This is a genomic window from Nakamurella sp. UYEF19, from assembly GCF_040546275.1.
In the GTDB taxonomy this organism is placed as follows: domain Bacteria; phylum Actinomycetota; class Actinomycetes; order Mycobacteriales; family Nakamurellaceae; genus Nakamurella.
On sequence record NZ_JBEPNO010000007.1, the window covers coordinates 232,201 to 249,547 of the forward strand.

The window sequence follows — 17,347 nt, forward strand, 5'->3', positions numbered from 1 at the left end:
ATCAAGCGTGCTCATTCGACGTAGCAGACCTGGTGTCGCATCTGCACCATGCCCTGGTCGGGCGAGATCTTGTCCGCGGACAGTGGTCTCATTCCGGCCTCCCACCGCTCGCCCAACTCGTCGGGGTTGGCGTTCATCGCGTCGAGTGCCTCCAGATCGTCGTGCTCGAAATAGCCGAACACCTCGTCCCCGTCGAGGAAGATCGAGTAGTTGCGGATGCCCTGGGCCTTGATCTGAGCGATCAACTCGGGCCACGGCTCGGCATGCGCCCGGATGTACTCCTGCACCCCGGCCGGGTCCAGTTTCTTCCGCCACATCGCTCTGGCCATCACAGACGCACCGTCATCTGTTCTGCGACGTCCTCGTCGAGCGTATATCCCAAGCCCGGTGCGGTCGGTGGTGCAATCGTGCCGCTATCGAGCACCGGGTTTCCCGAGAACAGCTGCCAGAACATCGAATTCGAGTCCTCCGGCAGAACGTCCGGGAAGTATTCGGCGAACGGACAGTTCCACTGCGAGAAGACGAAATGGAGATTGTGCAGCTCGTTGGAGTGCGGGATCATCGGGATGTCCCGGGCGGCACCGAGAGCGAAAACCTTGCGAGCCTCGGTGATCCCACCCAATCGATTCACGTCGGGCTGCAGGATGTCGGCGGCGCCGAGGGCGATGGCCTCGGCGAACTCCCATCGGGTGTAGTAGTGCTCGCCGTGGGAGATCGGTGTCTCGGACCGTCGGCGTAGCTCGACGTAACCGTGCACGTCATGCGGCATCAGCGGTTCTTCGATCCACTTCAGGTTGTACGGGCGCAGCATGCGTTCCATCCGGACCGCGTAGTCCAGGTCCCACCCCATGTAGGCATCGGCCGCGAGTTCGACGTCGTCGCCGATGGTCTCGCGGACGGTGCGGATCAGGTCGACGTTCCGGCGCATCCCGGCGACACCGTCCTTCGGGCCGAAACCGAAGCGCTGCTTCATCATGCGATACCCCTGGGCCAGGTAGCCCTTGGCTTCGGCGGCCAGTTCGTCCAGGTCCTTGAGCGCGTAGAGACGGCTGGCGTAGGCCGTCGCCTCGGTGCGAACGAGCCCACCCAAGAGGTCGTAGACCGGGACGCCCAGGGACTTCCCGATGATGTCGTACAACGCGATGTCGACACCGCTGATCGCGGACATGGGTGCGCCCCGTCGGCCATAGCGGCTGGACGACCGGTACATCTTGGCCCAGAGGTACTCGGTGCGGAACGGATCTTCGCCGAGGACGAGTGCCCGGAACTGGTGCTCGATGATGGGCGCGATGCCGGCATTGCCCGCGCCACAGGTGCCGACGCCGGTGATCCCGGCGTTGGTGTCGATCTCGACCAGCACCATGTTCACCGGGCCCCAGTAGTCGCGCTCCGCGACATCGGGGAACTGGGTGGTCGGGGTGCACAGCCAGGGCACGTCCGGCGCCCGGACCTCGGTGGAAGGCCGGGGCGCCAGCGAACGGACCCTGACGTCGGTGATGCGCAGATCAGACACCTGTCACTCCTTCAATTCGGTAGATGCGGGATGCGTTGCCGCGGAATACGTTCGAGCGTTCCGCCGCCGAGTAGCCGGCCAGCACGTCCAGGTGGTGAGCGACCAGCGCGTGGTAGCCGATGGTGGCTCTGTCGATCGGGAAGTTGCTCGCGAACAGCGTCCGGTCGGGACCGAAGCAGTCGAGCAGGGTCCGGAGGTAGCCGCTCACCCTCCCGCTATCCCAGGCCGGGTCCACCGTGTCGAATCCGGACGTCTTGACGGCCACATTCGGCCATTTCGCGAGCACCTGCAGATCCGCCGCCCAACGGCCGAGATCAGCCTGCTGCCAGGGGATGTGCAGTCCCCCGTGGTTCAGGACGAACTCCACCTCCGGAAACTCCCCGACCAGTGCGGCAGCCTCCGGGAGCTGGGCGGGCAGCACCTGCAGGTCGAAAGACAGCGCGCGACCGGCCAGCGTCGCCAGACCTCGCCTCCACTGCCCGTCCCGGAGCAGCGGGCTGGCCTGCTTGAGACCACCATGCCAGTCCAGCATCTGCCGCACGCCGACCACGCCGGCCGACTGTTGCAGTTCCGCGAGTCTGGCCGGCAGGCCGCGCTTCTCGAGCTGTACCGCAGCCACCAGGACGACGCGGTGCGGAGCGGTAACCGATTCCAGCTGCCACCGGCGGGTCTCCGGCACCGACAGCTCCGGGGGCCGACCGGCCTCGACGTGCACCGACCCGACCAGGTCGACGCCGGCCGTCCGGGCATCGGCGGCGAGGTCGGCCGGACTGTACGGCTCCATCGACGGCGCGCCGGGCAGATCCGTTGCGTAACAGTGATGGTGGGCATCGACGACCGCCAGCGCCAGGTCCGTCATGCGTGGAGCGGGGGTCGATAAGCTCCCACCGGTCTACCGGCAGCTGCGGACTCACTCGCGGCTGCCAGCAGAGCCACCACATCGGCGCCGAGCTCGCCCGGAGCCGCCAGGGGGCTGGTGCGGTCCGGATCGATGGCCGCCGCCACCAGTGCGACGGAGGTGGCCTTCTCCGGATTGGCCTCCGCCTCCGTCAGGGCCGGCTCGGCCGTCAGCGCCTGCCCACCCCGGGCGATCTCGAGACGACCGCGCACGGTGTCGAGACAGGCGTGTCCGTCGGAGGCGAAGAAGCGATACTCCTCGATCCGCGACGCATGCGAGTGCACACTGCCGGTGGTGGCGATGGTGGCGACCGAACCGTCGTTCATCTCGATGGCCAGCGAGTCGGCCAGGTCCACCCGGAGGCCGGAGAAGTTCGAATAGGCGCTCACCGACGCCGGATGGAGCCCGGTGGCCGACAACAGCACTGCGACCGCATGGGTCATCTGGCTGTTCATCTGGCCGCCACCCCGCAGCGGGTCGGAGTACGTCGAGGGGGCCGAGGCGAACAGTCCGCCGTGCTCGAGCTGAGCGCTCACGTCGCCGGCCAGCAGTCGGTGGACGCCGGTGGCGAACAGTCCCTGGCTCAACACCGGGGTGCCCAGCTCACCGCCCCGCAGCACCTGCCGCAACCGGGCCACGTGGGGTGAATGGAGAAAGGGATAGCCGACGTGCAACCGCGCACCGGTCCGCCTGGCCCTGGCGACGAGATCCCAGGCCTGACCGGGATCGAGGGTCATCGGCTTTTCGACGAGCACGTCGATGCCGGCATCCAGCAGCGCCGCGGCCGGCTCCCAGTGCGCGTCGTGCGGGGTCGCCACGATCGCGCAGTCGACGCCCGCGTCGATCACGGCCCCGACATCGGTGACGGCCAGGGGCACGTCGAAGATTCGCGCGGCCTCGTCGGCCCTGGCCCGGTCACGATCGCACAGCGCCACGACCAGCGCGTCGGGATTCTCCTTCAGCGCGACCAGATGGAGCCGGCAGGCCCACCAGCCGACACCGACCACCGCCACCCTGGCAATTCTCGGAGCGCTCATGACACTGCCTGGGCGAGCAGCGCGAAGGTGTCCAGATCGGTGAGCAGGTCGTCGATCTCCTGCTGGAGCCGGCTGTCGATGAAGCGATGCGGTGCTCGCAGGGACGTCGACGTGAGGACACCCCGACGCAGCAGCAGGTACTTCTGGATGAACAGGAACGATTCCATGTCCCGCGAGCCGAGGATCGTGAAGGGGGCGACGCGCCACAGCAGAGTGGTGGCCGTCGCCCGATCGCCGGTCGCGAACGCCTCCTGGACCCGGCGGAAAATCTCCGGGAAGGCCGGCCCCGGCATCGTTCCCACCGATCCGCGACTGAGTTCCTGGACGAACCCCGCGCCGCCCAGACCTCCCATCACGGTGATCCGGTCCGCCCCGGCCAATTCAAGGATCTCCGTCATCTTCGGCGCCGGCGCCGGCGGCTCGATCTTCAGCGCCACCACCGTCGGGGCCTGCCGTGCGATCGAGACCAAGGTGGCCGAGCTGAGTTCCACCCCGGTGTTCTGCGGGGCATCCTGGATCACCAACGGAGCACCGGTCTCTCGCGCAACGGTGACGAAGGCGGTCGCGATCTCCGACTGCGGCACACCGGCCAGCCCCGACGGCCGCACCATGACGGCGTCGGCGCCGGCGTCCATCGCCCGCCGAACGGCCGCGATACCGCCGCGGGTGCTCGGCACGTCGGCATTGCCCAGCACCTTCAGCCGGCCGGCGGCGAGCTCGACCGTCGTGGACACCAGCTCGGCCACTTCCGTGGCATCGAACTTGTTGACCTCGCTTCCGTAGCCGATACCGACCCAGTGGATCCCGGCGTCGACCAGGAAGTCCAACTCCGCCTTCAGGTCTGCCGTGTCGATGGTCCCGTCGGGGGCGAACGGGGTGACCAGAATCGGGACCACCCCGGCCACTCGGCTGTCGGAGGCGGTCACCGGAGGTCCCCCGGCACCGGGCCGGTCGCGACGTTCGGGTACACCAGGATCTTGCTGGCCCGGCTCTCGCCCCTGGCCAGAGCGGTGAAACTTGTTGCCGCAGAATCCATCGGTACGTGCTGGTCGATGAGGTGGGCCAGCGCCGGTGGCGAGGTGCCGACCCAGTCGGCGGTCTGCCGGAACTCCTCGGGGTCGTAGCAGAAGCTCCCGACCACCGATCGCTCCTTGACCGAGATTTCGTAGGCGGCCAGGTCGAGTCGGATCGATCCCATGCCCACCAGCACGATGACGGCACCGATGGGTGCACAGGCGAACGCGGTCTCCAGAGTGGCGCCAACGCCGACGGCGTCGACGATGATGGTCGGTCGGCGCCCGAGGGCCGTGGCCACCCGACCCGGGAGTTCCGACGGGTCACCGATGCCTGGATCGATGGCTGCCGCTCCCAGTAGTTCGATCAGGTCGCGACGGTGCCTGTCGGGTTCGGACACCACCACCGCCGCCGCACCCAGCCGTTGCGCGGCCAGGACGCACGCCTGACCGATGGGCCCACCGCCGACCACCAGCACTCGATCCGAGGCCGAGCAGCCGCCGCGTCGCAGGGCGTGGTAACCCACTGCCAGCGGTTCGACGAGCGCGCCGTAGGCGACCGGCATCGTGGCCGGCAGTACGACCACATTGGCGGCGGGCACGGCCATCTGCGCGGCGAAGGCCGAGCTGTAGGAGGCCGCGACGCCGATCACCACCTTGTCGGGGCAATTCTGATCCTGCTCCTCGAGGCAGTTCTCGCAGTGCCCGCAACCGATCACCGGGTTGACGGTCACCAGATCACCGATCGACAGTCCGAACATGCCGGCGTCGGCGCCGATCCGGGTGATGGTGCCGACCGTCTCGTGCCCCATCACCTGGCCGGGCACCCGTCGACCGTTCTCACCGGTGAATCCGTGGATGTCGGAGCCACAGATGCCGGTCGCGAGGACATCGATGAGCACCTCGGCACTGCCCATCACCGGATCGGGGACGTCCTCGACCGAAAGATCCCACCACTTCTTCAGAACCAGAGCCTGCACAGGAATTCCCATCATCTTGATCTTGTGGCCCGCCGAGCATTCGCCGGAGAGAAATTCAGCTGGGCGCGTCACTCATAGCGGTCTCCGCCGCGGAGACGGTCGCCATACACCGTGAGCAGCAGCAGGAGACCGATGACGACATTGAGGTAATACGGGTTGATGGCTTTGACGTCGAAGATGTTCTGCACGCCGGCCACCACGAGCAGGCCGAAGAGTCCACCGATCGGGGCTCCGATGCCACCCCGCAGGATCGAGTAACCACCGATCATCAATGCCGCGTACACCTGGAATTCCAGCCCGGTACCCAGGACGTTCGAGGCGCCACCGAGCTGACCGGCGTAGAGGATTCCGCCGAGCCCGGCTCCGAAGGCACTGAGGATCAGTGCGAAGAAACGGATCCGGGACGCACCGATCCCGGCCCGTCCGGCAGCTCTCGCGTCCCCTCCGGACGCTCTGATGTGCCTCCCGACCCTGGTGTAGCCGACCAGGATCGACACGACGGCAACCAGGGCCAGGCCGAGGAGGAAGAGCAGCGGCAGCGGCCCGTAGGCCTTCGAGGTGAACTCGAGAAGCCCCAGCACCAGCGCCGTCGACAACCCCGTCGGACCGACGATGACCTGGCACAGGCCGCGAAGCGCGGTGAGCATGCCCAGCGTGGCCGCGACGGGTTCGGCGCCGAACCCCACGATCGCCAGACCATTGATGCTGCCTGCGATCACCGCGCACAGCAGCGTGATCGCCGCGGCGATCCAGGGTGAATACCCCTTGTTCACGAATTGGACGAACAGGGCGGCCGCAAACCCGACCATCGATCCGACGGAGAGGTCGACCACCCCGGCCAGTAGTGCAATGGAGGACAGGGTGGCGATGATCAGCGGAATCGCCAGGAAGGTACCGACATTGGCCAGGTTGTCGCTGGAGGTGAAACCGCCACCCTCCCAGACCAAGCCGACCACGACGACGATGACGAGAGCGATGCCGATGGTCCCGGTCGGCGTGTTCACCGCCTCCAGCACGCGTCGACCACCGGACTTCTTCCGGTCGATGTCGAAATCAGGCAGGACCTCAGGACTGGTCGGCCGCACCGGGGCGTTGGTCGTCATCACTTCGCCTTCTTCTGCGATCGACCGTCGATGGAGACGGCGATGATCAGGATCAGACCCTGGAACACGATCTGCCAGTTCGAGTTGAGCCCGAAGAACACCAACGCCGTCGGAACGGTCGAGAGCAGGCCGACACTGAGCAGCAGGGTCAGCACGGATCCCCGACCACCAGAGAGCGAGATGCCGGCCACGATCACGGCTGCGATCACCGGGAGCAGGAAGGTCGAGCTATCGGTGGGAACGAACTGCGGTGTCGACGCCGAGAAGAGCACCGCGGCAATGCCTCCGCACGTTCCGGAGAAGGTGAACACGGCCAGCCGGGTTTTCCGCAGCGAGATGCCCCTGGCCTTCGCGGCAACGGGATTCCCGCCGACGGCGACGGTCCGGCGACCGATCCTGGTGCGGGGCAACAGCACTCCGACCACGACGATCAGGATCAGCATCGGCCACCAGATGTTGGGCAGTCCGAACAGATAGTCCTGTCCCCAGGTGCGCAGTCCCGAGGCCGTCGGCACCGCCGCCTGCTTCTGCAGGACGTACAGCACACCGACGCCGACGAAGTTCGATCCCAGCGTGACGATGATCGGGTTGATCTTGCCCGCCACGATGATCAACCCGTTGATCAGACCCCAGCCGGCGCCGGCCAGGACGCCGATCGTGACGGCGAACCCGCTGGAGAATCCATCATCGAGCAGGTCGGCGATCGCGAACGCCGGAATGATCAACGCGGCCGGAACCGACAGGTCGAGAATTCCGCCGCTGATGGCGACCACCGACTGGCCCACTGCCAGTACTCCGGTCACGGCCATCGTGAAAGCGATCGACAGCAGAGTCCCGTGGGACAGGAAGTCGTTGCGGTGCAGTGCAGATGCGACGATCAGGACCAGCCAGGTGCCGGCCAGGGCGATCGGTGTGCCGGCCTCGAACCAGCGGACCCGAGGTCCGCCGGCCCGAGGGCCGGCCTCTGTGAGCTGTGCGGTCATCCAGCCGACTTCGGGCAGAACATCTCGAACTCGGTCTTGGCACCGCCGGAGGCGAGCACCTTGGCCACGCGGTCAGCCAGCGCAGGCACGGTCTTGGCCTGTTCGGCCGTTACCGGGCAGGGCTGCACCAGTGCTGCCGGATTCGTTCCGGAGTCCGCCATGGGCGGTGCCTGACCCGCCGAGATCTTGTCCAGGATCTGCTGGAACGCATACACCGGGTAGCCCTCGAGGAAGTACTCGACGCTGCCCACCAGGTGCGGGTCGACGCTGCTGCCGCTGATGGCGCTACCGTCCTGGCCCCACCCCATGATGTTGTCGGCCCGGCCCAGCTGTTCGGCCGCCTGCAGTGCTCCGACCACGCCGAAGTCGTTGATGCCGACCACGAGGATCTTCTTGGCGTCCGGATGGGCGGCGAGCGCATCTCGGGCGGCCGGCGTCGAAACCGCGATGGCACCGCCACTTTCGAACGAGACGTAGTTCGCGGCCGGAATGTCCGGGCAGATCTTCTTCAGCCCGTCGCGGGCTCCGCCGGTGCGCGCAGTGTTGACCGGACCGGCCGCGGCACCCTCGGCGGACAGCACCAGGTCGACCTGGCAGTTCCACTTGGTCTTGGCGATGGCGCCGAGTGCCTGCCCGGCCTGGTCGCCGGCCTTGGCGTTGTCGACTCCGACGAAATACCAGCCCTGCTGGGCGATGTCGTAGGTGATGACCGGAATCTTGGCCGCCGCCAGCTTGGCCGCCATCACCGGGTTGGTGGACGGCTGGCCGTTGAACTCCAGCACGGCGTCGACCTTCTGGTTGATGAAGGTGGTGGCGTTCTTGAGAGCCGTCGGTGCATCGTTGTTGTTGCTCAGCAACACACTTTCCCAGCCGCGGGCCTTCGCCAGGGCCTGCGCGACCTCGCCCTGGGCCGGCTGCCAATCGGCGGGCTGACCACCCACCGCGATACCGATCTTGAGCTTCTTACCGGTCGCCGGAGCGCTGGAGGAACTCCCCGCGGGCGGGGCCATCGACGACGCGGCGGACGGTGCCGCAGACGACGCGGCGGACGGCGCCGAGGACGGTGGTGCCGCAGCGGCTGCGGCGGTGGTCGCCGGCGTACTTGCGGCCGGCGTCGCGGTGGTCGAGGCCGAGCTGCACGCGGCCGACAGCAGCAGGACCGCCGCCGCGGTGGCGACGGCGGCCCGTCGGGAGCGGAGGAGGGAGGTTGTTCGCTGGATACGCATGGGTCGCGTCGATACCTTTCATCGTTGAATGGCGATGGAGCTATGTCCAAGCAGAGAGATCGGCCTAGTAGCGTGTCGCCTCTAATCTGACGGGTATGTGTGGTCGGCTCGCCTGGTTGATACTTGACCAGAGGGAGCTGACGGTATGCCGCGTCCGAAAGAGTTCACGGTGTCGTTGAGTGCTGGGGACCGCGTGAAGCTGACGAAGGTGGTCTCATCCGGGCGGCATCCTGCCCGGATGATCATCCGGGCCAGGGTGCTGCTGTCCTTGGACGAGACGCAGGGGCCGGCGCCGGATCGTCGGGTGGTGGCCGAACGTGTGGGCACGTCGGAAGGCACGGTGTACCTGGTCGCGAAGGCGTTTACCCAGCATGGTGGTCGGGTCGAAGACGTGATCGGGCGCAAGAAGCGCGAGACGCCGCCGGTGGAGGCGAAGGTGACTGGCGACGTGGAGGCCCGGGTGATCGCGTTGGCGTGCAGTGCGCCACCGGCCGGGCGGGCGCGCTGGACTCTGCGGCTGTTGGAGAAACAGGTGGCCGTGACCGAGGGGATACCGCCGATGGATCACTCCACGATTGGGCGGGTCCTAAAAAGGGGGCACTGAAACCTCATCTGAAGGCCTGCTGGACGATCCCGCCGCAGCACAACGCGGCGTTCGTGGCCGCGATGGAAGACGTGCTGGCCGTCTACGCACGCCCTTACGATCCGGCCTACCCGGTGATCGTGATGGATGAGAAACCGCTGCAACTGCTGGCTGATGCCCGAGAGGGCACGCCGGTCGCGCCGGGGCGGCCCGCTCGGGAAGATTCTGAGTACGTCCGCTGCGGCACCTGCTCGATCTTCGTGTGGGCCGAACCCCTGCGCGGGTGGCGCCGCGCCTACGCCGAGACCACCCGCACCCGCCTGGACTGGGCAAAGGGCGTGGAGCAGCTGCTCACCGTCGACTACCCCGACGCAACCAAGGTTGTGCTCGTGATGGACAACCTCAACACCCACTCGATCGCCTCGCTCTACCAAGCGTTCCCACCCCGGAAAGCCTTCGCGTTGGCCGAACGGCTGGAGATCCACCACACCCCCAAACACGGCTCCTGGCTCAACATCGCCGAGATCGAACTGTCCTGCCTGACCAAGCAGTGCCTCGGCCGGCGCATCGCCGAACTCGACGTCCTCAACACCGAGCTCGACGCCTGGACAAGCGCCACCAACGCCGACGAACGCCAAGTCGACTGGCGGTTCACCACCAAAGACGCCCGAATCAAACTCCGTCACCTATACCCGACACTTTAGACGCGACGGTCTACTAGCGGGAGAAGGAATTGGTTGCTGAGGAGGAAGAGGTTTCCGGCACGGCCTCCTCGTCCGGTGACATGGCCCCGGTGATGAGGCCGACGATCTCCTGGGCCGAGGTTTCCTTGACCGTCCTGGTCGCGATCGAACGGCCGAGCCGCATCACCGTGATCCGGTCGGCGACCTGCATCAGCTGCTGCATGTTGTGGCTGACGACGATGACGCCGACACCACGCTCGCGGAGTTTGGTGATGAGATCCAGCACCTGCGCCGATTCGCGAACACCTAGTGCCGCAGTCGGTTCGTCGAGGATGACGATCTTCCGTCCCCACAGGACGGCTCGGGCGATGGCCAGGCATTGGCGCTGACCGCCGGACATGCCCTTCACGCTGACGTTGACCGACGGCACCTTGACCCCGAGTTCGGTCAGCACCTGGCGTGCCTGTTTGCGCATCGATCGGTCGCCGACGAGGTTGAACGCGCGCAACGCACGCCGTCCGGAGAGCTCCTCGCGACCCAGGAAGATGTTCTGCACCGCGCTCATCGTGTCGACCAGAGCCAGGTCCTGGTAGACCGTCTCGATACCGACCTGCAGAGCGTCGCTCGGGCGCCGGAGCACCACCTCGCTGCCCTCCAGGGTGATCGTGCCGCTGTCCGGCGTGATCGCGCCGGACAGGATCTTGAGCAGGGTGGACTTGCCTGCTCCGTTGTCTCCGACGAGGCCGAGGACCTCGCCCTGGGAGATGTGCACCGAGGCGTCGGCCAGGGCCACGACCGCGCCGAACTTCTTGGTGATGTGAGTGGCCACCATGGTCGGCTGCGGCACCGACGGGGCCCCTGCACTGTCCGTGGCCGGCGACGTTGCTGGTTCGAGGGACATACCGCTCCTTGCTGGACTTGGAACGTGCCCGGGTGAACGAAAACCGATCCCGAGCCTCGACATTGAACCGTTTCACTTACTACCCAGACTTTAGGATCGGCCACCAGTGCGTGTCAAGGGTCACAGCCCAGAAAGTACGAAGTCTTGATCGCCGCCGGCCCGGCCGCGGTGCCGGTCCGTTCCGGTCACGCGCGACTGGCTGCTCCGGACGGTGGATCAGGCTGTGTCGCAACATTCTTCATGCTCGTCCAGCCCAACCCTTGCCCGACGGGTGCCTTCGCTCCACATGCCGAAGACATCAGAGGTGGCTCGCTCTACCCAGGCGCGGTCCGTTCCCTGTCGCGAATGTCCGGAATCTGACTTCACATCTGTGAAGGCCAATATCTCACTGGGGGCGCCGTTGTGAGCCCGCCCCCGACCCTGATCAGCGCCCCGGGCGAACGGTTTTCCGCGGTGCTCCGGTGGACTCCCGGACCACCAGCTCCGCGGCGAAGACCACGTGCTGATGCTGGTGATCGGTGTCGGCGACGGTCTCGGCGAGCATGAGTTCGGTGGCGCGGCGGCCCAGCTCGCGGGCGGGTTGCCGGACGGTCGTCAACGGGACCACCCCATACAGGGCACCTTCGACGTCGTCGAACCCGACCACGGAGACATCCTCCGGCACATGCGTTCCCAGGCGCGCCAGACCGGACATCAAGCCGAGCGCCAGGAGGTCGTTGGCGCAGAAGAATCCGGTGACCTCGGGATGCCGGGCCACCAGGTCGCGGGCCGCGGTGCTGCCGGTCTCGGTGCCACCCAGCTCGCCGACCTCGCTGCGGACGAGGCGCACACCAGGGTCTTCGGCCGCCGCCTGTTTCGCGCCCTGCCACCGCTGCCGGTACTGCGGGATCGCCAGCGGCGGGCTGACGAAGGCGATCTCGCGGTGGCCGAGTGACATCAGGTGGGCGACGGCCTGTCTCGCCCCGTCCCGCCCGTCCACCTCCACCGAGCAGAAGTCCGGATGCTGCGTCTCCAGCAGCACCACCGACACCCCGCGAGCCCGCAGACTGTCGACCTCCGGAATCTGCAGGCCGACCGGGGACACGATGACACCGGCCACCCGCTGCGCCTCCAGAGCGGTGAAGTATCGCCCCTCCTGCTCACGGTCACCCGCGGAACTGCAGATGACGATCAGGCGATCATCCTCCCTGGCAACGTCTTCCGCCCCGGCGGCGACCTCGGCGAAGAACGGGCTGGCGGCGTTGAGGACCACCACGCCGATCATCGAGGTGCGGTGGCTGCGCCGCAGCATGGCAGCCCCGGCATGCCGGACGAAGCCGAGCGCCTTCATGGCATCCAGCACCTGCTGCCGGGTGCCCGGTGCCACGCTGGCCGGTCGATTGAGGACATTGGACACGGTGCCCACGCTGACGTGGGCCCGCGCCGCGACGTCCTTGATCGTGCTCTGCACCGGAAGCTCGGGTCGCCCGGCCATTCAGTGCGCCCCGGGCGTGAGAGGTCGGGGGACGGCGGGCGATGACGCCGGTCCCGCCCACTCGATCACCATCAGGTGCGCTCCCTCCTGCACCGGCCGCGGGCGGCCACTGTGCGCCGACCCTATCGTCGGGCCGTCGACCTCAGGCCACCGACAGTGCCCGCAGCAGGGCCGACACCACATTGCGGTGGTGAGTCCCGGCAGCATCGGACTCCACCGCCTGTTGATACCCGTGGAACGCACCCGGGTAGACGTGCAACTCGACCGGGACGCCCGACCGGACCAGCCGGCGGGCATATTCCAGGTCCTCCTCGACGAACAGGTCGAGCGTGCCGACGTCGAGGTAGGTCGGCGGGAGCCCGGCCAGCGTCTCCGCCCTGGCCGGGGAGGCGTAGGGCGACACCCCGGGACCTCCCGGTTCCTGCCCGAGCAACGCCGCCCAGCCGAAACGGTTCGAATCCGCCGTCCACACGAACTCACCGGCGAAAGGGTGCGGGTCTGCATGCACGACGGTGCGGTCGTCGAGCATCGGATAGATCAGCAGCTGGAACGCGACCGACACCTCGGCGCGATCCCGTGCCAGCAGGCAGAGGGCCGCAGCCAGCCCACCGCCGGCGCTCGCGCCGGCCACGGCTATCCGCCGAGCGTCCACGCCCAGGTCCTCGGCCTGGGCGAACAGCCACCGCAGAGCCGCGTAGCAGTCCTCCACGGGGCCGGGATGGGGCGTCTCCGGTGCCAACCGGTAGTCGACAACCACGCCAATGCAACCGATCTCGTGCACCAACTGCTGGACCTGGAGCGAATCCTGATCGGCGCTGCCCAGCACGTAACCGCCGCCATGCACCCACAGCAGGCCAGGGGCTGCTGACGCTGACCTCGAACCGGGACGGATCACCAGGATCCGCAGCGCCCCGGCCCCGGCCGGACCGTCGATCGAGAGTTCCGAGACCTCGACGTCGGAAAACGGCGACTCCGCGGGCATGGCGGCCAGGAATTCCAGGCGCGACTGTTCCCTGACCAACGGCAGGGATTCGACGGTCAGCTCCAAGGGGGGCCACACGTCGAGCAGGTCTCGAAGCTGTGGATCAACGAGATGACGGGTTTGCACTTTCGATCCTCCGCGGGTCCGATGGCGGGTGGTGTCTGCGGCGCAAGACTAGGGCATGCTCCCCGCATCGGCTCTCGTGGGGACCTGGCCCGGAGCTGCGGACGGGGTCTCGACTTCAGCCCAGGAGTGTCTGGCCACCCGTACGCCAAACGGCGGCAAGTCGAACCGTGCGCTCAGGTCCTCTCCGTTGCGCACGTCGACCAGGCTGCGCCCGGGCATTGGCTGCGGAGTGACCTGTACCGATTCTGGGTCGGTGCTCACAAACCACGTGTAGCGGGTGCCGTCGGCGTGCTGCATCTGGTCGACGTAGATCCGGGGCTGCGGAACCTTGACATCCGGGTCGATCTGGGCCTCTGCGGCCAGCGCTGCGTAGAGCCGATGCACGTTGTCGTCCTGATGAGCATCGCGGCGGACGGCGCCCATGTATTCCAGCGGATAAGCGCAGAGATAGATGAATCCGGCACCGACTGATCGACGGATGAGCGCCGGCTCACCGGCCTCATCTACCGCGATGATATCGGCGTCGGTCACAGCCAGCGGCAGGTGGGAGCGTGCGTACTCGGGACCTGCGGCCCGAAACTCGAGCACCTCCCCTTCCGTGAGGCCACCCCATGCGACTCGGAAGGTCAGCGCAAACCTGTCGGCCGTCGCGTCCGCGATCCCGTAGCGCAACCGATGCCGCGCCCCGAAGACCGGTTCGATGTCAGGCCACCAAGCTCCACGTTGGCTGGGAGTCGTGCCGGCAAACCACGAAACGTAGACGTGTGCCCCGGCGCGTGCGCGCTCCACCAGCGTCGGAAAAGTCGCCCCGAGGACGGCCTTGTTCGACGGCACGATCAGCAGCTGTGCATCGGGGATACCCTCGGACTCACGCACAATAGCGGGTGTCAGACCCGCGAGCTTGGCGGAGATGGAGGCGTGCCAACTGATCTCGGACATCGCCTCACGATCGGCTTGGTGAGAAAGGTCCACTACCGGTAGATCGAGATCGATGTGCGCGGGGAACACGATGGCCGTACGGGTCTCCGTCCGGGTCAGGCCTGCGACATCGACGGCGTCGAGGATCCTGCCGAATTCCTGCAATTCCAGTAGCGCCTGTTTCGGTGTCCCGTCGATCCTGGTGACGCCGAAGGTCAACTCATACAAGTGACTGTTGTACGGCTCGAGCCCACGCATGTCGAAATCGGTGTTGTTCCAGCCGATCCACCCGGTGGCGCCGGCCAGCAAGGACGTGTGCAGGGTCTGCCGGTAGTAGTGGGCGGCGTTGATCTCGGAAGCGAACGTGTCCGTCACGCCGAATTCTTCGAGAATTACCGGTTTGCCCAGGTGGGACATCTCGCAGATGAACGCGGCGCGTTGGAGTTGTCGGGTTTGGTCGGTGCCCATCGGGTAGGAGTGGGGTCCGAAGAAGTCGGTGGTGTCGTGCTGGTCGCGGAGTCGGAACCCGTTGTCCGTTCCGATGACCTCCTGCGCCCATACCCCGTCGCCGAGTGAGACCGGTAGTTGAGAGCCACCGGCTCGGACGGCGTTGGTGCAGATGATGGACCACGCCCTGGCGCTCTCCCGGTCGGTGGGCCCGGTGTACCAGGGCATCTCGTTGGAGATCAGCCAGGCGGCGATCGCCGGGGACGAGCCGATTCGGCGCACCATCTCCTTGATGAAGAAGGCCTGCTGCCCCAGCATGAAGCCGTCGCGGTAGAGGTCTCGACCGTTGCGCCAGGCCGGATCCCAGTTCGAGCCGGACATGTGTCCCACGATGAACGTAGGAATGGTCGGGATCCCCAGGTCCTCCGACGCCACCAGGAACTGGCGGTAGTTCTGCACCATCTGCTCATCGATGACGTCCGGAGCCGGGTGGAAATCCGGCCAGAGGAAGAAGGACCGGGTCACCGTCATACCGTGATCGACAAGAACCTGCAGCTCCTCACGGACGAGCTGGTCGTCGTAGGTGCGCCACATGAACGGTCCGCCCTTGCGTGACCAGAAGTTCAGGCCCAGCCAGGGTCTGGACGTATCGAGGCGAAGATTGGGCCGCTGCACCATGGGTGGATCCCTCGTTTCGGGGAATGGAGTTGGAGGACTGAGACTGCGTGGGCATGGGCTCAGAGATTAGACAGTGGTCCGACGACTGCAGCCTGTCAAGCCACCGAAGACTACTTGACAGACGTCGGTTGTCCGACAACTATCAACGGCGGTGGGGTCGACCTGCTCGATCCAATTGTGTCGAGGAGGACACATGCGTACCTGTTCCTTGCTTCGTCGTTTCCGTTTGCCCATGGCGGTTCTCGCAGCTGGTGTGACCTTGGCGGCCTGCGGTGGTTCCACCGGAACAGGCGCATCGCCTGGTTCCACGAATGCCTCGACCGGGTCGGGCTCGATGTCCTCGATGCCCGTGTCGGGGTCTGCCGGTGGCAATGCCGCCGGCGCAAGCGCCGTGGTGCCGATGGCTGCATCCGGCAAGGCCCCGGACGCCACGGTCACGGTCTGTCAGTTCGCGGGGCCGGAATATGATGCCATCCAGCACTTCGGTACCCAGTTCACCGCCATGACCGGCGGCAAGATCAAGATCAAGATGGTGTCGATCCCCATCAACCAGAACCTGCCTGTGACGATCAACCAGATCCGCACGAGTTCCACCTGTGACCTGGTGGATGCCGGCGCTCAGCAGGCTGCGGACCTCAACCCGTATCTGATGCCGCTGAGCACGTTCATGAACGACTCCACCCTGTTCAACGCCGCGGCCTACAATCTGAACGACTTCCCGAAGGCGGTGCAGACGGTTTCCTCCGACGCGAAGAACGGTTTGATGTCGCTGACTTACGGATCAGATGTGCAGATGCTCTACTACCGCAAGGATCTGATGGCGCAGTGGGGTATCACCGTGCCCTCGCCGCCGGCCGCCTGGACCTGGGAGCAACTCGAAGCCGCCTTGCAAACCGTGCAGTCAAAGATCAAGGCCGCCAACATGCAGATGTCGCCGATTGCGATCTCCGGAACGCAGGACGCAGGAGCGTCGATGTTCGCCACCACGGCGATGTGGGGGTACGGCGGATCACCGTTCAACGGCAACGACCCGAACTTCACCGATGCCAAGGCGGTCGAGGGCCTCACCCACTGGAATGGCCTGCTGAACACGCTCAAGGTGGCCAACCCCGGCTCCCCGACCTACGCCTACAACGAGTTGCTCACGTCGCTGCAGCAGGGCAAGACAGCGATGGCCGTGGAGTGGAACGCCGCTGCCAGTACCTTGGCCGACCCCAAACTGTCCCCGATTTCGGCCGGCAAACTCGGTTACGCGCTGCTTCCCTACGCTCAGGGCCTGCCCGCCACCACGGCACGCATATTTCCCACCACGCACTCGCTGGGTATCAGCGCCAAGAGCCAGAACCAGAAGGCGGCCTTCGAATTCGCGGCCTGGTACACCAGTCCGGAAATCGCCAAGGCCATGGTGTCGTCGGGAATGGGTTCTTCGGGGCGGTTCTCGGTGCTCACCGATCCCGCCATTGTCGCCAAGCAGCCGGTGCTGGCCGCAGTCGGTGCATCGGTCCAGCTGTATCACGCCCTCCCTGCCGTCACCTCGTTCGGTGACCTACTCCTGAACGTGATGGCCCCCCAGGTCAACGCCATGTTCACCGGGCAGAAGAGCGCCACGCAGGCCGCGGCGGATATGCAGAGCGGTGCGCAGAACTTGCTCCAGAAGGCCGGGAAGTGAGCACGTGTCCGACCTGATCACCCGGCCGGGGGGGGGGGGGGGGGGGGGGGGGGGGGGGGGGGGGGGGGGGGGGGGGGGGGGGCGGGGGGGGGCGGGGGGGGGGCGGGGGGGGGGGCCCGGGCGGGGCGGGGGC

At 66.7% G+C, this 17,347-nt stretch carries 16 protein-coding genes; 3 read left to right on the top strand and 13 right to left on the bottom strand.

The features are described from left to right. Positions 1-11 precede the first annotated feature (11 nt). From ABIB25_RS12745 to ABIB25_RS12785, 9 genes are read right to left on the bottom strand one after another with little or no spacing between them, the layout of a single operon-like run. A complete protein-coding gene (locus ABIB25_RS12745) occupies positions 12-329 on the bottom strand; it encodes an L-rhamnose mutarotase (RefSeq protein ID WP_354528832.1) in 318 nt (105 codons plus the stop codon). Then, the gene (locus ABIB25_RS12750) at positions 329-1,513 is read right to left on the bottom strand and encodes an enolase C-terminal domain-like protein (protein WP_354528833.1); all 1,185 of its coding nucleotides are present in this window, start codon (positions 1,511-1,513) and stop codon (positions 329-331) included. The genes ABIB25_RS12745 and ABIB25_RS12750 overlap by 1 nt, the downstream gene beginning before the upstream one ends. Beyond that, a complete protein-coding gene (locus ABIB25_RS12755; protein ID WP_354528834.1) occupies positions 1,506-2,372 on the bottom strand; it encodes an amidohydrolase family protein in 867 nt (288 codons plus the stop codon). The genes ABIB25_RS12750 and ABIB25_RS12755 overlap by 8 nt, the downstream gene beginning before the upstream one ends. Beyond that, positions 2,369-3,448, bottom strand: a complete 1,080-nt coding sequence (locus tag ABIB25_RS12760; protein WP_354528835.1) for a Gfo/Idh/MocA family protein — start codon at positions 3,446-3,448, stop codon at positions 2,369-2,371. The genes ABIB25_RS12755 and ABIB25_RS12760 overlap by 4 nt, the downstream gene beginning before the upstream one ends. Then, positions 3,445-4,374, bottom strand: a complete 930-nt coding sequence (locus ABIB25_RS12765) for a dihydrodipicolinate synthase family protein (RefSeq protein ID WP_354528836.1) — start codon at positions 4,372-4,374, stop codon at positions 3,445-3,447. Before ABIB25_RS12765 ends, ABIB25_RS12760 begins: the two co-directional genes overlap by 4 nt. After that, positions 4,371-5,453, bottom strand: a complete 1,083-nt coding sequence (locus ABIB25_RS12770; RefSeq protein WP_354528837.1) for a zinc-dependent alcohol dehydrogenase — start codon at positions 5,451-5,453, stop codon at positions 4,371-4,373. Before ABIB25_RS12770 ends, ABIB25_RS12765 begins: the two co-directional genes overlap by 4 nt. A gap of 56 nt (positions 5,454-5,509) precedes the next feature. After that, positions 5,510-6,544: an ABC transporter permease gene (locus ABIB25_RS12775; protein ID WP_354528838.1), complete on the bottom strand. Its 1,035-nt coding sequence runs from the start codon at positions 6,542-6,544 to the stop codon at positions 5,510-5,512. Beyond that, complete coding sequence (locus ABIB25_RS12780; protein ID WP_354528839.1) at positions 6,544-7,527, bottom strand: ABC transporter permease; 984 nt, start codon at positions 7,525-7,527, stop codon at positions 6,544-6,546. Before ABIB25_RS12780 ends, ABIB25_RS12775 begins: the two co-directional genes overlap by 1 nt. Continuing rightward, positions 7,524-8,753 carry a sugar ABC transporter substrate-binding protein gene (locus tag ABIB25_RS12785; RefSeq protein ID WP_354528840.1) on the bottom strand — a complete coding sequence of 410 codons (1,230 nt, stop codon included), beginning with the start codon at positions 8,751-8,753 and terminating at the stop codon, positions 7,524-7,526. Before ABIB25_RS12785 ends, ABIB25_RS12780 begins: the two co-directional genes overlap by 4 nt. 238 nt (positions 8,754-8,991) lie before the next feature. Here ABIB25_RS12785 and ABIB25_RS12790 point away from each other — a divergent pair, with 238 nt between their 5' ends. Together ABIB25_RS12790 and ABIB25_RS12795 are read left to right on the top strand one after the other, a co-directional pair. Further along, a complete protein-coding gene (locus ABIB25_RS12790) occupies positions 8,992-9,357 on the top strand; it encodes a helix-turn-helix domain-containing protein (protein WP_354528841.1) in 366 nt (121 codons plus the stop codon). Between the two features lie 53 nt (positions 9,358-9,410). Beyond that, a complete protein-coding gene (locus ABIB25_RS12795; protein ID WP_354528842.1) occupies positions 9,411-10,040 on the top strand; it encodes an IS630 family transposase in 630 nt (209 codons plus the stop codon). 13 nt (positions 10,041-10,053) lie between these two features. Here ABIB25_RS12795 and ABIB25_RS12800 read toward each other — a convergent pair whose 3' ends face one another. From ABIB25_RS12800 to ABIB25_RS12815, 4 genes are all read right to left on the bottom strand, one after another. Further along, the gene (locus ABIB25_RS12800; protein ID WP_354528843.1) at positions 10,054-10,920 is read right to left on the bottom strand and encodes an ATP-binding cassette domain-containing protein; all 867 of its coding nucleotides are present in this window, start codon (positions 10,918-10,920) and stop codon (positions 10,054-10,056) included. Positions 10,921-11,344: 424 nt separating this feature from the next. Then, complete coding sequence (locus ABIB25_RS12805; RefSeq protein WP_354528844.1) at positions 11,345-12,370, bottom strand: LacI family DNA-binding transcriptional regulator; 1,026 nt, start codon at positions 12,368-12,370, stop codon at positions 11,345-11,347. A 166-nt stretch (positions 12,371-12,536) separates the two neighbouring features. Then, on the bottom strand, positions 12,537-13,502 hold the full coding sequence (locus ABIB25_RS12810; RefSeq protein WP_354528845.1) for an alpha/beta hydrolase: 966 nt from the start codon (positions 13,500-13,502) through the stop codon (positions 12,537-12,539). A 48-nt stretch (positions 13,503-13,550) separates the two neighbouring features. Continuing rightward, positions 13,551-15,545 (bottom strand): cellulase family glycosylhydrolase, encoded by a 1,995-nt coding sequence (locus tag ABIB25_RS12815; protein ID WP_354528846.1) that lies wholly within the window; start codon positions 15,543-15,545, stop codon positions 13,551-13,553. Positions 15,546-15,879: 334 nt separating this feature from the next. Between ABIB25_RS12815 and ABIB25_RS12820 the strand changes: the two genes are divergently transcribed. After that, positions 15,880-17,214, top strand: coding sequence for an ABC transporter substrate-binding protein (locus ABIB25_RS12820; protein WP_354528847.1), 1,335 nt, complete (start codon positions 15,880-15,882; stop codon positions 17,212-17,214). Positions 17,215-17,347 lie beyond the last annotated feature (133 nt).

What these genes read in the sequence shown, in the direction of transcription:
- ABIB25_RS12745 (WP_354528832.1), bottom strand. Translation starts at nt 329, where the DNA reads ATGGCCAGAGCGATGTGGCGGAAGAAACTGGACCCGGCCGGGGTGCAG.
- ABIB25_RS12755 (WP_354528834.1), bottom strand. Translation starts at nt 2,372, where the DNA reads ATGACGGACCTGGCGCTGGCGGTCGTCGATGCCCACCATCACTGTTAC.
- ABIB25_RS12760 (WP_354528835.1), bottom strand. Translation starts at nt 3,448, where the DNA reads ATGAGCGCTCCGAGAATTGCCAGGGTGGCGGTGGTCGGTGTCGGCTGG.
- ABIB25_RS12770 (WP_354528837.1), bottom strand. Translation starts at nt 5,453, where the DNA reads ATGGGAATTCCTGTGCAGGCTCTGGTTCTGAAGAAGTGGTGGGATCTT.
- ABIB25_RS12775 (WP_354528838.1), bottom strand. Translation starts at nt 6,544, where the DNA reads ATGACGACCAACGCCCCGGTGCGGCCGACCAGTCCTGAGGTCCTGCCT.
- ABIB25_RS12780 (WP_354528839.1), bottom strand. Translation starts at nt 7,527, where the DNA reads ATGACCGCACAGCTCACAGAGGCCGGCCCTCGGGCCGGCGGACCTCGG.
- ABIB25_RS12785 (WP_354528840.1), bottom strand. Translation starts at nt 8,753, where the DNA reads ATGCGTATCCAGCGAACAACCTCCCTCCTCCGCTCCCGACGGGCCGCC.
- ABIB25_RS12790 (WP_354528841.1), top strand. Translation starts at nt 8,992, where the DNA reads ATGATCATCCGGGCCAGGGTGCTGCTGTCCTTGGACGAGACGCAGGGG.
- ABIB25_RS12800 (WP_354528843.1), bottom strand. Translation starts at nt 10,920, where the DNA reads ATGTCCCTCGAACCAGCAACGTCGCCGGCCACGGACAGTGCAGGGGCC.
- ABIB25_RS12815 (WP_354528846.1), bottom strand. Translation starts at nt 15,545, where the DNA reads ATGGTGCAGCGGCCCAATCTTCGCCTCGATACGTCCAGACCCTGGCTG.
- ABIB25_RS12820 (WP_354528847.1), top strand. Translation starts at nt 15,880, where the DNA reads ATGTCCTCGATGCCCGTGTCGGGGTCTGCCGGTGGCAATGCCGCCGGC.